Origin of the sequence: Salmonella sp. NW177 (assembly GCF_051811585.1) — a bacterium.
GTDB classification, from domain to species: Bacteria; Pseudomonadota; Gammaproteobacteria; order Enterobacterales; family Enterobacteriaceae; genus Salmonella; species Salmonella enterica.
Map to the genome: position 1 here is coordinate 178,654 of NZ_JAMMZV010000001.1, position 14,842 is coordinate 193,495.

General features: G+C 50.5%; 15 protein-coding genes and 1 other annotated feature. Of the genes, 6 read left to right on the plus strand and 9 right to left on the minus strand.

Annotated elements, in window-relative coordinates; genetic code table 11:
- Positions 1–166 precede the first annotated feature (166 nt).
- The 4 genes from NA986_RS00840 (at position 167) to wzzB (ending at position 5,459) form a co-directional block, all read left to right on the plus strand.
- Positions 167–1,273 carry an acyltransferase family protein gene (locus NA986_RS00840; protein WP_023216039.1) on the plus strand — a complete coding sequence of 369 codons (1,107 nt, stop codon included), beginning with the start codon at positions 167–169 and terminating at the stop codon, positions 1,271–1,273.
- A 251-nt stretch (positions 1,274–1,524) separates the two neighbouring features.
- Positions 1,525–2,931, plus strand: a complete 1,407-nt coding sequence (gene gndA, locus NA986_RS00845; protein WP_000043533.1) for an NADP-dependent phosphogluconate dehydrogenase — start codon at positions 1,525–1,527, stop codon at positions 2,929–2,931.
- A gap of 235 nt (positions 2,932–3,166) precedes the next feature.
- Positions 3,167–4,333, plus strand: a complete 1,167-nt coding sequence (gene ugd / locus NA986_RS00850; RefSeq protein WP_000704833.1) for a UDP-glucose 6-dehydrogenase — start codon at positions 3,167–3,169, stop codon at positions 4,331–4,333.
- A 142-nt stretch (positions 4,334–4,475) separates the two neighbouring features.
- Complete coding sequence (gene wzzB, locus NA986_RS00855) at positions 4,476–5,459, plus strand: LPS O-antigen chain length determinant protein WzzB (protein ID WP_000215255.1); 984 nt, start codon at positions 4,476–4,478, stop codon at positions 5,457–5,459.
- 81 nt (positions 5,460–5,540) lie between these two features.
- Here wzzB and hisIE read toward each other — a convergent pair whose 3' ends face one another.
- The 9 genes from hisIE to hisL all read right to left on the minus strand — a co-directional run bounded on the left by hisIE (position 5,541) and on the right by hisL (position 12,874).
- Entirely contained in the window at positions 5,541–6,152 is a 612-nt protein-coding gene (gene hisIE, locus NA986_RS00860) for a bifunctional phosphoribosyl-AMP cyclohydrolase/phosphoribosyl-ATP diphosphatase HisIE (RefSeq protein ID WP_000954845.1), read from the minus strand.
- Positions 6,146–6,922 carry an imidazole glycerol phosphate synthase subunit HisF gene (gene hisF, locus NA986_RS00865; protein ID WP_000880128.1) on the minus strand — a complete coding sequence of 259 codons (777 nt, stop codon included), beginning with the start codon at positions 6,920–6,922 and terminating at the stop codon, positions 6,146–6,148. The genes hisIE and hisF overlap by 7 nt, the downstream gene beginning before the upstream one ends.
- The gene (hisA, locus tag NA986_RS00870; protein ID WP_023216040.1) at positions 6,904–7,641 is read right to left on the minus strand and encodes a 1-(5-phosphoribosyl)-5-[(5-phosphoribosylamino)methylideneamino]imidazole-4-carboxamide isomerase; all 738 of its coding nucleotides are present in this window, start codon (positions 7,639–7,641) and stop codon (positions 6,904–6,906) included. The genes hisF and hisA overlap by 19 nt, the downstream gene beginning before the upstream one ends.
- Complete coding sequence (gene hisH / locus NA986_RS00875) at positions 7,641–8,231, minus strand: imidazole glycerol phosphate synthase subunit HisH (RefSeq protein ID WP_001103593.1); 591 nt, start codon at positions 8,229–8,231, stop codon at positions 7,641–7,643. Before hisH ends, hisA begins: the two co-directional genes overlap by 1 nt.
- Entirely contained in the window at positions 8,231–9,298 is a 1,068-nt protein-coding gene (hisB, locus tag NA986_RS00880) for a bifunctional histidinol-phosphatase/imidazoleglycerol-phosphate dehydratase HisB (protein ID WP_000080050.1), read from the minus strand. The genes hisH and hisB overlap by 1 nt, the downstream gene beginning before the upstream one ends.
- Positions 9,295–10,374, minus strand: a complete 1,080-nt coding sequence (hisC, locus tag NA986_RS00885; RefSeq protein ID WP_023216041.1) for a histidinol-phosphate transaminase — start codon at positions 10,372–10,374, stop codon at positions 9,295–9,297. The genes hisB and hisC overlap by 4 nt, the downstream gene beginning before the upstream one ends.
- On the minus strand, positions 10,371–11,675 hold the full coding sequence (gene hisD, locus NA986_RS00890; RefSeq protein ID WP_023216042.1) for a histidinol dehydrogenase: 1,305 nt from the start codon (positions 11,673–11,675) through the stop codon (positions 10,371–10,373). The genes hisC and hisD overlap by 4 nt, the downstream gene beginning before the upstream one ends.
- A gap of 102 nt (positions 11,676–11,777) precedes the next feature.
- Positions 11,778–12,677: an ATP phosphoribosyltransferase gene (hisG, locus tag NA986_RS00895; RefSeq protein ID WP_000886599.1), complete on the minus strand. Its 900-nt coding sequence runs from the start codon at positions 12,675–12,677 to the stop codon at positions 11,778–11,780.
- Between the two features lie 47 nt (positions 12,678–12,724).
- Positions 12,725–12,848, minus strand: a sequence feature (His leader region).
- Positions 12,824–12,874 (minus strand): his operon leader peptide, encoded by a 51-nt coding sequence (hisL, locus tag NA986_RS00900; RefSeq protein ID WP_001364200.1) that lies wholly within the window; start codon positions 12,872–12,874, stop codon positions 12,824–12,826. It overlaps the preceding feature by 25 nt.
- A 162-nt stretch (positions 12,875–13,036) precedes the next feature.
- Here hisL and NA986_RS00905 point away from each other — a divergent pair, with 162 nt between their 5' ends.
- Positions 13,037–13,861 (plus strand): SDR family oxidoreductase, encoded by an 825-nt coding sequence (locus tag NA986_RS00905; protein ID WP_023216044.1) that lies wholly within the window; start codon positions 13,037–13,039, stop codon positions 13,859–13,861.
- A 45-nt stretch (positions 13,862–13,906) separates the two neighbouring features.
- Positions 13,907–14,821 carry a LysR family transcriptional regulator gene (locus NA986_RS00910; protein WP_000803316.1) on the plus strand — a complete coding sequence of 305 codons (915 nt, stop codon included), beginning with the start codon at positions 13,907–13,909 and terminating at the stop codon, positions 14,819–14,821.
- Positions 14,822–14,842: the final 21 nt, after the last annotated feature.

A 14,842-nucleotide genomic window follows, 5' to 3' on the forward strand; every position in this document is an offset into this window, starting at 1 on the left:
TTAGTATAATTGTCATGTTCAGTTTGAGGTAATTTATGTACTAATTATCTTATATTGTAAATCATGTGCAATTATTTTCATATTTTCATATTTTCATATTTTTATATGAAAAACGTCCAGTGTATATATTGAGAAACATTATTGTTATGGAGACATCATCGGAGTTATGACGGAAAAAAACTCTTTTTCCATAAGCCACGAACATTCCTTAACTATGGATTATGTTAAAGCTTTTGGTATGATTTTCGTATTGGTTGGGCATATAAATAATGACATATTTAATGTTTATTATGCCTATCTTTTCCATATGCCATTATTTTTCTTTATTGGTGGGGTTTTATATAAAGATACACGGTGTATAACAAATTTTACAGCGCATGTAATAAAAAAACAGTTACCTTATCTTATAATAACTTATTTGATTATTGGTTCTATTGCATTATTAATTAATGTACGTTATGGAATACACACAGGTGATGCTTTTTCGACAGGACTATATGAAACGGTTAAACTTGCTATAAAATCAAATTTTCATAACAATAAAATGTTTCTAACAGGTTGGTTTCTGTTTGCTTATATATTTGTGAGCATTTTGTCGGTGATTATAATAAAAAGCATAAAACGGGTCGTTGTTAGCAATGCTTTATTATTATCGGTGTTGGTGGCGATTAGTGTATTATTAATAACCGTCTCAATAACATATTTATCCCCTCAATATATTCTGGTAAAAGACTATAAGCTGAATTTCATATGCCAAGTGTTAACCGGTATGTCGTTTTATATTTTTGGATACGTGATAAGAAATCAGATATATAGCTTATTAAATTTTTATGTTTTTATTTTATTAACTGTAATATTATATGTTTCGAAAAGTTATGGTTTCTCTACGCAGACAATTATGTCATGGAGTTATTATCCGGATGGGTTAATAATGTCTGTTATTAACGCGCTGATAGGTATTTATGCTGTGTTTTTTATCTCTCTATTAATTACAAGGGGAATGAAAGAAATTAAGCTGCTAAAAATGATAGGTCAGAATTCAAGGGCTATCATGGCATATCATTTACTTGTATATGTAATTTTAGATATAATTGCTTCAATTTTAGGTGATTATAGCCTATCGGGAACAGATGTATATGATAATCACTTTATCACTAAATGGTCCGTTCCTGTCTACATTGCATTAGGTTTGCTACTGCCTCTAATTTTTAGTATTCTGAAACAGAAAGTAATAGGGAAGATAAAATTTAAGCGGGATTTTAGAATCAATTAAAAGCTAATTTTAGCTTTAATGCAGCCTAATGTTTAAGTATTAATTTTTGGATAAATATCACATAATAGGTTACTCAGGAGATTTTTATTTAGTCTACCGACGCGTTCCCAGATAAGGATTCCGGTGTGTCGTAGGTAGAAATAGGTAATTAATGATTGTTTCTCCGGGCTTTAAGTCTGGGTTATCATATTATTCACTTCATCTCATTGGATATAGTTCCTATGAGTAACCACACCTGACAGGAGTATGTAATGTCCAAGCAACAGATCGGCGTCGTCGGTATGGCAGTGATGGGGCGCAACCTCGCGCTCAACATCGAAAGCCGTGGTTATACCGTCTCCGTTTTCAACCGCTCCCGTGAAAAGACCGAAGAAGTGATTGCCGAGAATCCCGGCAAAAAGCTGGTGCCTTATTACACGGTGAAAGAGTTTGTTGAATCCCTCGAAACGCCTCGTCGTATCCTGTTAATGGTGAAAGCGGGTGCAGGTACTGATGCAGCTATCGATTCGCTGAAACCGTATCTGGAAAAAGGCGATATCATTATTGATGGCGGTAACACCTTCTTCCAGGACACAATCCGTCGCAATCGCGAGCTGTCTGCGGAAGGTTTTAACTTTATCGGTACCGGTGTTTCCGGTGGTGAAGAGGGCGCGCTGAAGGGGCCATCTATCATGCCTGGCGGTCAGAAAGATGCCTATGAACTGGTGGCGCCGATCCTGACGAAGATTGCTGCTGTGGCAGAAGATGGCGAACCGTGCGTGACCTATATCGGCGCCGATGGTGCTGGTCACTACGTCAAGATGGTCCACAATGGTATTGAATATGGCGATATGCAGCTTATCGCTGAAGCTTACTCCCTGCTGAAAGGCGGCCTGAATCTCAGCAATGAAGAGTTGGCGAACACTTTTACTGAGTGGAATAACGGCGAGCTGAGCAGCTATCTGATCGACATCACTAAAGACATCTTCACTAAAAAAGATGAAGACGGAAACTACCTGGTGGATGTCATTCTTGATGAAGCCGCCAACAAAGGGACCGGTAAATGGACCAGCCAGAGCGCGCTGGATCTGGGCGAACCGCTGTCGCTGATTACCGAATCCGTCTTTGCGCGTTACATCTCTTCGTTGAAAGCACAACGTGTTGCCGCATCTAAAGTGCTCTCCGGGCCGAAAGCGCAACCGGCAGGCGACAAAGCGGAATTTATCGAGAAAGTGCGTCGTGCGCTGTATCTTGGCAAGATCGTCTCCTATGCGCAGGGCTTCTCGCAGCTACGCGCCGCGTCTGATGAATATCACTGGGATCTCAACTACGGCGAGATTGCTAAGATTTTCCGTGCGGGTTGTATCATTCGCGCTCAGTTCCTGCAGAAAATCACCGATGCTTACGCAGAAAACGCTGGTATTGCCAATTTGCTGTTAGCGCCTTACTTCAAGAAAATTGCTGATGAGTACCAGCAGGCGCTGCGTGATGTTGTGGCTTACGCGGTGCAGAACGGCATTCCTGTGCCGACATTCTCTGCGGCAGTGGCCTACTATGACAGCTATCGCGCCGCAGTACTGCCAGCTAACTTAATTCAGGCGCAGCGTGACTACTTTGGTGCGCACACCTATAAACGTACTGATAAAGAAGGTGTTTTCCATACCGAATGGTTGGAATAATTTCTGCAAAATGTTTAAGCCCGGTTTAATACTGGGCTTTTTTTTATCTCTATTCTTATTGATTTATCGCTTTTGCTTAATATTAACTTAATAATCTGTGTTTATCGTAATGAAGATAATCTGAATTGTTTTCGTCTGCGTTGCACTTTATATACTCAGGCGTTAAAACTTTAATATCTTATCAGGATGCGAAATACATCATGATTCATAATTAAGTTAATTCTGAGAGCAAATAATGAAAATCACGATATCCGGGACGGGTTATGTTGGCTTGTCTAATGGTTTGCTTATTGCACAACACCATGAAGTGGTGGCGTTAGACATTGTTCCATCCCGTGTTGAACTGTTAAATGATCGGATATCTCCGATTGTTGATAAAGAAATTCAGCAATTTTTAAAGGAAGATAACATCAGATTCAGGGCAACGCTGGATAAGTTTGATGCGTACCAGAATGCAGATTACGTCATCATTGCTACGCCTACGGATTACGATCCCAAAACCAACTATTTTAATACGTCCAGTGTGGAATCGGTCATTCAGGATGTGATCAGCATCAACCCCGCAGCCGTAATGATTATTAAATCTACGGTACCGGTTGGCTTCACGGCGGCAATGCGTCAGAAGTTTGCGACAGAAAACATCATTTTCTCTCCGGAGTTTTTACGTGAAGGTAAAGCCCTTTACGATAACCTTTATCCCTCCCGTATCGTGATTGGGGAACAGTCTGAGCGCGCCAGAGAATTTGCCGCATTACTCCAGGAAGGCGCTATTAAACAGGAGATTCCGACGCTGTTTACGGACTCCACTGAAGCGGAAGCCATTAAACTTTTCGCCAATACTTATCTCGCTATGCGAGTCGCTTATTTTAATGAATTAGACAGCTATGCTGAAACGTTAGGATTAAATACCCGACAAATTATTGAAGGGGTGTGCCTCGACCCGCGTATTGGCAATCATTATAATAATCCCTCTTTTGGTTATGGCGGATATTGTTTGCCAAAAGATACCAAACAGTTGCTGGCCAATTATCAATCGGTGCCTAATAATATTATCTCCGCTATCGTTGAAGCAAACCGTACGCGTAAAGATTTTATTGCCGACGCTATCCTCGCCAGAAAGCCTAAAGTGGTGGGCATTTATCGCCTGATTATGAAGAGTGGCTCCGATAACTTCCGCGCCTCATCGATTCAGGGGATTATGAAGCGCATTAAAGCGAAAGGCGTAGAGGTCATCATCTATGAGCCGGTAATGGAAGAAGATACTTTCTTTAACTCACGTCTTGAACGTGATTTGCACTGCTTTAAACAGCAGGCGGATGTCATTATTTCCAACAGGATGGCGGCAGAGCTTTTGGATGTTGCTGAAAAAGTGTATACCCGCGATCTTTTCGGTAGTGATTAATAAGGCAATCGGGGCTGATGAGTCCCGATGATTTATTGACCAAATGGAAATAATGTCTGATTTTTATCATTAATCCTATGGCATATATTTGCTTTATGACTACACTGTCTCCAGCTTCATCCTTTTTTTAGTTAGGGTATCTATGACAGTGGATAGTAATACGTCTTCCGGGCGTGGGAACGATCCGGAACAGATTGATTTGATTGAGTTATTGCTACAGTTATGGCGTGGGAAGATGACCATTATTGTAGCCGTTATTATCGCCATTTTGCTGGCCGTAGGCTACCTGATGATAGCCAAAGAAAAATGGACATCCACGGCGATTATTACCCAACCTGATGCCGCGCAGGTTGCCACCTATACCAACGCGCTCAACGTCTTGTATGGCGGGAATGCCCCCAAAATCTCTGAAGTGCAGGCGAATTTTATAAGCCGCTTTAGTTCTGCGTTTTCCGCATTATCGGAAGCGCTGGATAATCAGAAAGAGCGGGAAAAGCTCACCATTGAACAGTCGGTAAAGGGGCAGACGCTGCCGCTCTCGGTTTCTTATGTGAGTACTACCGCTGAAGGGGCGCAGCGTCGGCTGGCGGAATATATCCAACAGGTGGATGAAGAGGTCGCTAAGGAACTGGAAGTTGACCTGAAAGATAACATCACGCTGCAAACCAAAACGTTGCAGGAGTCCCTTGAGACGCAGGAAGTTGTGGCGCAGGAGCAAAAAGATCTGCGTATTAAGCAAATCGAAGAAGCGTTGCGCTATGCGGATGAGGCCAAAATCACGCAGCCGCAGATTCAGCAAACCCAGGATGTTACCCAGGACACGATGTTCCTGTTGGGGAGCGATGCGCTAAAATCGATGATACAGAACGAAGCGACGCGTCCGCTGGTCTTTTCTCCGGCCTATTACCAGACGAAGCAGACACTGCTGGACATTAAAAATCTGAAAGTGACTGCCGATACGGTGCACGTCTATCGTTATGTGATGAAGCCGACGCTGCCGGTCCGTCGCGATAGCCCGAAAACCGCCATTACCCTCGTGCTGGCTGTGTTGCTGGGCGGGATGATCGGCGCCGGGATTGTGCTGGGGCGCAATGCGCTACGTAGCTATAAGCCAAAAGCCTTGTAAGCTTCTTTGCCGGATGGTGGGTTGGCTTCGAAAGGTAAAATTTCTCACTAAAAAACCGGGCATTGCCCGGTTTTTTTACGCTTATTGATGACGCTTACGAAGATTGTCGATCACGGCGGTGAGGTTGAGATCCTGATCCTGCAACAGCACCAGCAGGTGGTACATCAAATCAGACGCTTCATTGGTTAATTCAAAACGATCGTTAACGGTGGCCGCCAGCGCGGTTTCTACACCTTCTTCGCCAACTTTTTGCGCAATACGTTTGGTACCGCTGGCGTACAGTTTCGCCGTGTAAGAGCTGGCCGGATCGGCGGTTTTGCGCTCTGCCAGTAGCTGCTCCAGTTGATACAGGAATAACCACTGATGGCTGGCGTCGCCAAAGCAGCTACTGGTACCTTTGTGGCAGGTCGGCCCGACAGGGTTTGCCAGCACCAGCAGTGTATCGTTGTCGCAATCTGGCGCAATGCTGACGACATTCAGCACATGGCCTGAGGTTTCGCCTTTGGTCCATAAACGCTGTTTCGTGCGTGAGAAGAACGTAACATGGCCGGATTCAATGGTTTTGTCCAGCGCTTGTGGGTTCATATAGCCCAGCATCAATACTTCGCCGGATACCGCATGTTGCACGATGGCTGGCATCAGGCCATCGGTTTTTTCCCAGTCCAGCTCGCGGCGTTGTTGCTCTGTTAACATATCCTGATCTCCACGCCCTGGCCTGCCAGGTACGCTTTTAATTCGCCAATATTGATGATTTGCTTGTGAAAAACGGAGGCGGCAAGCGCGCCGTCGACATCGGCATCACGGAATGCCTCAAGAAAGTGTTCCATCGTGCCCGCGCCGCCGGAGGCGATCAGCGGCACGCGGCAAACGTCACGGACTTTTTTCAACTGCGTCAGATCATAACCGTTACGCACGCCGTCCTGGTTCATCATATTCAGGACGATTTCCCCTGCGCCGCGCTGTTGTACCTCTTGCACCCAGTCCAGCGTCTCCCACTGCGTCACGCGGGTACGGTTTTCATTGCCGGTATACTGGTTAACATGGTATTTCCCCGTGGCGTCGTCAAACCAGGTATCAATCCCGACGACAATACACTGTACGCCAAAACGGTCAGCCAGACGGGTAATCAGCGTTGGGTCAGCCAGCGCCGGGGAGTTGATAGAGATCTTATCCGCCCCGAAAGAAAGAATTTTGGCGGCGTCGTCAATTGACCGGATACCGCCCGCTACACAAAACGGAATGTCGATCACCTCGGCAACGCGCGCCACCCAGCTTTTATCGACTACGCGACCATCGCTGGAGGCGGTAATGTCATAGAACACCAGTTCGTCCGCGCCTTCGTCGGCATAGCGTTTGGCCAGCGGAACGATATCGCCAATGATCTCATGGTTGCGAAACTGTACGCCTTTCACCACCTGACCATCACGAACATCCAGACACGGAATTATACGTTTTGCCAGCATTGGATGGCCTCCTTAACGGTAAATTTCCCTTCCAACAGCGCGCGTCCGACAATCACGCCGCGCACGCCGGTGCCGCGCAGGGCGGCAATATCATCGATATCGCCAATACCGCCGGAGGATTGAAAGGCGATCTGCGGATATCTGGCGCATACCTCTTCATACAGCGACACGTTAGAGCCCGCCAGCGTGCCGTCGCGAGAAATATCGGTACACAGTACATGTTTCAGGCCGACGGGGAGAAAGGTCTCCACCAGTTGTTCCAGCGAGACGCCGGAATTTTCCTGCCAGCCGCTAACCGCCACCTGCTTGGTGCCGTGTTCGTCTATGCGAACGTCCAGCGCCAGCACCAGCGCCTGCGCGCCAAAACGTTCAAACCAGCCTTTCACCACGTCAGGGGATTTCACCGCCGTTGAACCGATGACCACACGGGCAACGCCAGCTTTCAGTAATGCCGCAACGTCTTCTTCGGTACGCACGCCGCCGCCGACCTGAACAGGCACGTTCACGCCCGCGACCAGGGTTTTAATCAGCGGTATCTGTCGCTTAGCCGGATCTTTAGCGCCGGTCAGATCTACCAGATGCAGCACCCCGGCGCCCTGGGCGACGTAATCCTGCAAACGGGGCAGGGGATCGTTACCGTAATCCCGCTGCCGGGCGTAGTCACCCTGGTGGAGACGCACCACGGTGCCGTCAATTAAATCTAATGCCGGAATAATCATTACATCTCCAGGAAGTTTTTCAGCAACTGTGCGCCCGCCGCGCCCGAACGTTCCGGATGGAACTGTACGCCGAAGAAATTATCTTTCTGTACCGCCGCGGTAAACGGCTCGCCGTAATTGCACTGGGCGATAGTCCACGGGTTGACCGGCATCGCGTAGCTGTGAACAAAGTAAAAATAGGCGCCATCTTCAATGCCCTGAAACAGCCGGTTGCCCGCCTGCGGATACACGCGATTCCAGCCCATGTGCGGCAGCGGCAGACCAAAGTCGGTCATTTTCGGCACGTCTTGTTCGATAATGTTCAGCAGATCCACGCCGCGCGTCTCTTCGCTGCGACGACCCAGCAGTTGCATCCCTAAGCAGATACCCAGTACCGGCTGAGTACACGCTTTAATTAAGTCGATCAGTTCACGTTCGCGCAGTTGATCCATAGCGGCCTGCGCCGTGCCGACGCCGGGCAGAAAGAGTTTGTCAGCGCGTAATACGGTTTCCGCTTCGCGGCTGACCACCGGGGTGTAACCGTGGCGCGCCACGGCGGATTTCACCGAGCTTAAATTGGCGCAGCCGGTGTCAAGGATGACGACGTTCATCACAGCACTCCTTTCGAGGACGGTAATGTATCGCCCTCCACGCGAATAGCCTGGCGTAGCGTCCGACCAAAGGCTTTAAACAAACTTTCGACACGGTGGTGATCGTTCTTACCCTTAGTCTTGAGATGCAGAGTGACGCCCATCGTGTAAGAGAGTGAGCGGAAAAAGTGTTCAATCATCTCTGTGCTCAAATCGCCCACACGCTGGTAGGTAAATTCAGCTTTATATTCCAGATGCGGACGACCGGAAATATCCAGCGCGCAGCGCGCCAGACATTCATCCATCGGCAGGACAAAGCCAAAACGGCAGATACCGCGCTTGTCGCCGAGTGCCAGTTTTAATGCCTCACCGAGCGCCAGTCCGGTATCTTCTACCGTGTGGTGATCGTCGATATAGAGATCGCCCTTAACGGTAATCTCCATGCGAAAGCCGCCGTGGGTGGCGATTTGATCGAGCATATGGTCAAAGAAGCCGACGCCGGTATTAATCTTGCTGTTGCCTTCGCGATCCAGCCAGACGCTGACATCAATCTGTGTCTCTTTGGTGTTGCGGACCACATGCGCATAACGATCGCGTTTCGTTAGCTGTTCGCCAATCATCGTCCAGTTCAATGTTTCACGGTGATAGCGTAAACCAGTAATGCCCATATTATCAGCGAGCTGGATATCGGTCGCACGATCGCCAATCACATAGCTGTTGGCGCTATCCATCGCTTGTTCCGCAAGATAACGCTCCACCAGCTTCACTTTGGGCTTGCGGCAGTCGCAATCGTCTGCGGGCAGGTGAGGGCAGATCAGCACCTCATCAAAGCGTACGCCCTGAGAGGTGAAAATCTGCATCATCAGGTTGTGCGGTCCGTCGAAGTCCGCCTGCGGGAAACTTTGCGTGCCAAGTCCATCCTGGTTAGTGATCATCACCAGCTTAAAACCGGCTTTTTGCAGCTTCAGCAATACGGGAATCACCTCTGGCTCAAAGGCCAGTTTATCAAAGCGGTCTACCTGAAAATCGCTCGGTGGTTCGGAAATTAAGGTTCCGTCCCGGTCGATGAAAAGATACTTCTGACTCATACTGGCTCCGCACGTAAGGCGTCAATGACGCGCTGGTTTTCCTGGCGGGTGCCGACCGTAATCCGCAGGCAGCCGCTTAAAGAAGGTTGTTTGTTCTGATCGCGTAAGATAATGCCCTGATCCCATAAGGATTTAAACACGCTGCTGGAGGCGGTAAACCGCGCCAGAATATAGTTGGTTTCAGAGTCAAAGACGTGTTCTACGCAGGCGGTCTGTTGCAGGGCATTCACCAGATACTGACGTTCCTGCACTGTCTGCGCCACGCGATCGCGCATTGCGTTTATTCCCTGCGGACTCAGCGCCTGGGCGGCGATATCCGCCACTGGCGTAGAAAGCGGATAAGGGGCGATCACTTTTAACAGCAGGTTGATCACCTCTTCATTAGCCAGCGTAAAGCCGCAGCGCAGACCCGCCAGCGCAAAAGCTTTCGACAATGTGCGCAGGATAACCAGATGAGGATATTCAACCAGCCAGCCTGTCAGCGTGGCCTGTGGGCAAAACTCAATATAAGCTTCGTCGGCGACGACTATCGCTTTACCGCGTGTCAACTCCAGCAGCGTGCGCAGATCCTGCGGGTTGATAAGTTGCCCGGTGGGGTTATTGGGGCTACAAACGAATACTACTTTTGTGCCGTCAAGGTTGTCGGAAATCCCCTGTAGATCCAGCTGCCAGTTTTCAAGCGCGGGAACCGTCCGGCGCTCTACGCCAATGGTTTCGGCGCTGACGCTGTACATACCGTAAGTGGGCGGACAGTAGAGAATGGCGTCTTTCCCCGGTTCGCAGAAGGCGCGGATCACCAGCTCGATCCCTTCATCCGCGCCGCGGCTGACCAGCACCTGCTCCGGCTTTACGCCAGCATATTGCGCGTAGTTTTCAATCACGGCCTTTGGCTGGCATTCCGGGTAGCGATTAAGCGTTTGTTTGGTGAGCTGAAACTCCACCGCTGTCGGGAATTCATTCGCGTTCAGCCAGACATCGCCGTTACCGCCCAGACGGCGGGCGGACTGATACGGTACCAGGTTGCGGACATTTTCACGGGCTAAGTCAGCGACGCTGAGAGTGTTTTCAGTGCTCATGCTTGCTCCTTGAGGGCGTTTACGCGCAGGGTCACGGCATTTTTATGGGCGGTCAGACGTTCTGCCGCCGCCAATGTTTCAATGGTTGATGCCAGAGCGGAAAAGCCCGCTTTCGACAGTTCCTGAACGGTCATCCGTTTCTGGAAATCCGCTAACCCAAGGCTGGAACAGGTAGCAGTATAGCCATAGGTCGGTAAGACATGGTTGGTTCCGGAAGCGTAATCACCGGCGGATTCCGGCGACCAGTCGCCGAGAAATACCGAGCCTGCGCTGGTAATCGCATCCACCAAATCGCGCGCATTGCGCGTCTGGATGATTAAGTGTTCCGGCCCATACTGATTAGAGATGGCGACGCACTGCGCTAAATCTTTGGTCACAATCAGACGACTGGCGCTCAGGGCCTGCCGGGCGGTGTCCGCGCGCGGCAGTTCCGCCAGTTGACGTTCTACCGCCTCCGCCACCTTGCGGGCAATGTCAGCATCAGGCGTCAGCAGGATCACCTGCGAATCCGGACCGTGTTCTGCCTGGGAGAGCAGGTCAGAAGCGACGAAATCCGGTGTTGCGCCGCTGTCGGCGATCACCAGCACTTCAGACGGCCCGGCAGGCATATCGATAGCCGCGCCGTCGAGGCGCTGGCTGACCTGACGCTTGGCTTCGGTTACAAAGGCGTTGCCGGGGCCAAAAATTTTATCCACTTTCGGTACGGACTCGCTGCCGAAGGCCAGAGCGGCAATCGCCTGCGCGCCGCCGACGTTAAAGATTTCCTGCACGCCACACAGTTGCGCCGCATAGAGGATTTCATCAGCGATGGGCGGCGGCGAGCACAGAACCACGTTCTGACATCCCGCAATACGCGCCGGCGTCGCCAGCATCAGCACCGTTGAGAAGAGCGGAGCCGAGCCGCCGGGAATATACAGACCGACAGACACGACGGGACGCGTAACCTGCTGGCAACGCACGCCTGGCTGGGTTTCCACATCTACAGGCGGTAGCGTCTGCGCGGAATGGAACGTTTCAATATTTTTGACGGCAGCGGCCATCGCCTGTTTTAATTCGTCGCTCAGACGCGCGCCGGCGGCGGCGATCTCTTCAGGGGTGACGCGTAGCGCTGTCACTTCTGTTTTATCAAATTTAGCGCTGTATTCACGCAGGGCATCGTCACCGCGCGTTTTTACATTATCCAGAATATCGCAGACCGTCCGGGTAATACTGTCAGAGGCGGAAATCGCCGGACGCGTCAGCAGCGCACGCTGCTGTTCAGGGCTACAGCTGTTCCAGTCAATCAGGGTATTGAAGCTCATGGTCTTTACTCCATCACAGGGTTCCGCCTTATCCGGCCTACTGAACCCAAAATATCAACGCATTACGTAGGCCTGATAAGCGCAGCGCCATCAGGCGTCAGATCACTCCATCATCTTCTCGATCGGCAGTACCAGAATCGAGCTGGCGCCAAGCGCTTTCAGTTTCTCCATGGTTTCCCAGAACAACGTTTCGCTGCTGACCATGTGCATCGCCACGCGCTGTTGCTCGCCCGCCAGCGGCAGAATTGTCGGCCTTTCGGCGCCTGGCAGCAGGGCGATAACCTCTTCCAGGCGTTCACTTGGCGCGTGCATCATGATGTATTTCGATTCGCGCGCCTGAATCACACCCTGAATACGGGTCAGCAATTTATCGATCAGCTCTTGCTTGCTCTGTGCCATCTCACCGTCGCGCTGAATCAGACAGGCTTTAGAGCGGTAGATAACTTCGACTTCACGCAGGCCGTTAGCTTCAAGCGTCGCGCCGGTAGAGACCAAATCGCAGATAGCGTCGGCCAGCCCCGCGCGCGGCGCGACTTCGACAGAACCATTTAACAGACACGATTTAAAAGAGACGCCTTTCTGGTCGAGGTAGCGTTTGAGGAGGTGCGGATAAGAGGTAGCGATACGTTTACCGTCCAGCGCGGCCGGGCCGTCCCAGGCTTCGTCAACCGGCGTTGCCAGCGATAAACGGCAGCCGCCGAAGTCAAGACGGCGCAGGGTAAAATAGCGCGGATCTTCGCCCTGCGCGCGGCGGTTGAGTAGCTCTTCTTCCAGCACGTTCTCGCCGATAATGCCGAGATCGACCACGCCATCCATCACCAGACCCGGAATGTCATCATCACGTACGCGCAGGATATCAATCGGCATGTTTTCCGCCATCGCAATCAGGCGCTGAGTGTGTAAATTAATTTTTATGCCGCAGCGGGCCAGCAATTCTCGTGAATCATCGCTTAAACGGCCTGATTTCTGAATAGCTATGCGTAAGCGGGTGTTGTCTAACATTCTGCGTTCCTCTTTATCCTGTCTGAACCGGTCTGTATCGCGCGCCAAAAAAAAAGCCCCCGGAAGATGATCTTCCGGGGGCTTTCTCATGCGTTCATGCACCACTGGAAGATCTGAATGTCTTCCAGCACACATCGCCTGAAAGACTAGTCAGGATGATGGTGATGATGGTGGTGTTTAAATTGAACGCGTGTCATAAAAATTCCGATGAATGCTTATTCATTTGATACCTTTTAACCTAAACCACTTTTACGCCTTAAAGCAAGCGCTTTTTTCATTTCGCATTTATAGTATGAATTGTCAGTCACGGCGGGCTGGCGTAGCCTTATGTATGAGGCGTTAAAGTCAGGAGAAAATGGATGAAAAAGGTCGCAATTGTCGGTTTAGGTTGGTTAGGCATGCCGCTGGCAATGTCGCTGGCAGCGAGAGGCTGGCAGGTTACCGGCAGCAAAACCACCCTTGACGGGGTGGAAGCGGCCCGTATGAGTGGAATTGAAAGCTATCCGCTGCGTCTGGAGCCGGAGCTGGTCTGTGAGGCGGACGATCTTGACGCTCTGCTGGATGTCGATGCGCTGGTGATAACACTGCCCGCGCGCCGTAGCGGTCCGGGAGAGGATTTTTATCTGCAGGCGATGCAGGAGCTGGTCGACAGCGCGCTGGCTTATCGTATCCCGCGTATTATTTTTACCAGTTCGACGTCTGTTTACGGCGATGCGCAAGGCGTGGTGAAAGAGAATACGCCGCGTAATCCGATCACGGCCAGCGGGCGTACCCTGAAGGAACTGGAAGATTGGCTGCATAATCTGCCGGGCACGTCAGTAGATATTCTGCGGCTGGCGGGGTTGGTCGGGCCTGGACGCCATCCCGGACGTTTCTTTGCCGGAAAAACCGCGCCGGATGGTCAACACGGGGTCAATCTGGTGCATCTTGAAGACGTGGTTGGCGCAATTACCCTCTTGCTACAGGCGCCGAAAGGGGGGCACATCTATAATATATGTGCGCCGGCGCATCCAGCCCGCAACGTGTTTTATCCGCAAATGACGCGCTTGCTGGGAATGGCGCCGCCGCATTTTCGTGACGCACCGGACAACGGCAAAGGGAAGATTATCGACGGTAGTCGGATTTGTAATGAGCTGGGATTTGAATATCAATATCCCGATCCGCTGGTGATGCCGATGGAGTGAGTCGCTGTCCAGCAGGTGGTCGCCATATAGCGCAAGGGGACGAGTATGAAACCACTGCTGGACGTTCTGATTATTCTTGATGCGTTAGAAAAAGAAGGCAGCTTCGCGGCGGCGTCGGCAAAATTATTTAAAACGCCGTCCGCCCTCAGTTATACCGTTCATAAGCTGGAAAACGATCTTAATATCCAACTGCTCGACCGTAGCGGGCATCGCGCGCGATTTACGCGAACCGGTAAAATGCTACTGGAAAAAGGCCGTGAAGTGCTGCACACCGTTCGCGAGCTGGAAAAGCAGGCGATTAAACTGCATGAAGGCTGGGAGAACGAACTGGTCATCGGTGTGGATGATACCTTTCCCTTTTCTCTTCTGGCCCCGCTTATCGACGCTTTTTATCAACGCCACAGCGTGACGCGCCTTAAATTTGTCAATGGCGTTCTCGGCGGTTCATGGGAGACGCTGACGCAGGGAAGGGCGGATATCATCGTTGGCGCCATGCGCGCGCCGCCGCCTGACACCGGCTTTGGCTTTGCAAGACTGGGCGATCTTGAACTGGTGTTTGCTGTCGCCCCGCATCATCCGCTGGTTCATGAAGAGGAACCGCTTAGCCGCCAGACGATCAAACGTTTTCGCGCGATTGTGGTTGGCGATAGCGTCCATTCCTCGCGATCAATAGGGTCTGAACTGCTCGACGCTCAGGAAGCGATTACCGTGTTTGATTTTAAAACCAAGCTGGAGCTGCAAATTAGCGGCCTGGGATGCGGCTATTTACCGCGTTATCTGGCGCAGCGATTTTTGGAAAGCGGTGCGCTTATAGAGAAGAAAGTGGTGGCGCAAATCGTCTATGAACCGGTGTGGGTTGGCTGGAATGAACAGACCGCCGGGCTGGCCAGCGGCTGGTGGCGGGATGAAATTTTAGCAAATAATGCTATTGCTGGGGTGTATGCAAAATCGCCGGTTTAAAAATCAATCGCTTATGAAAAA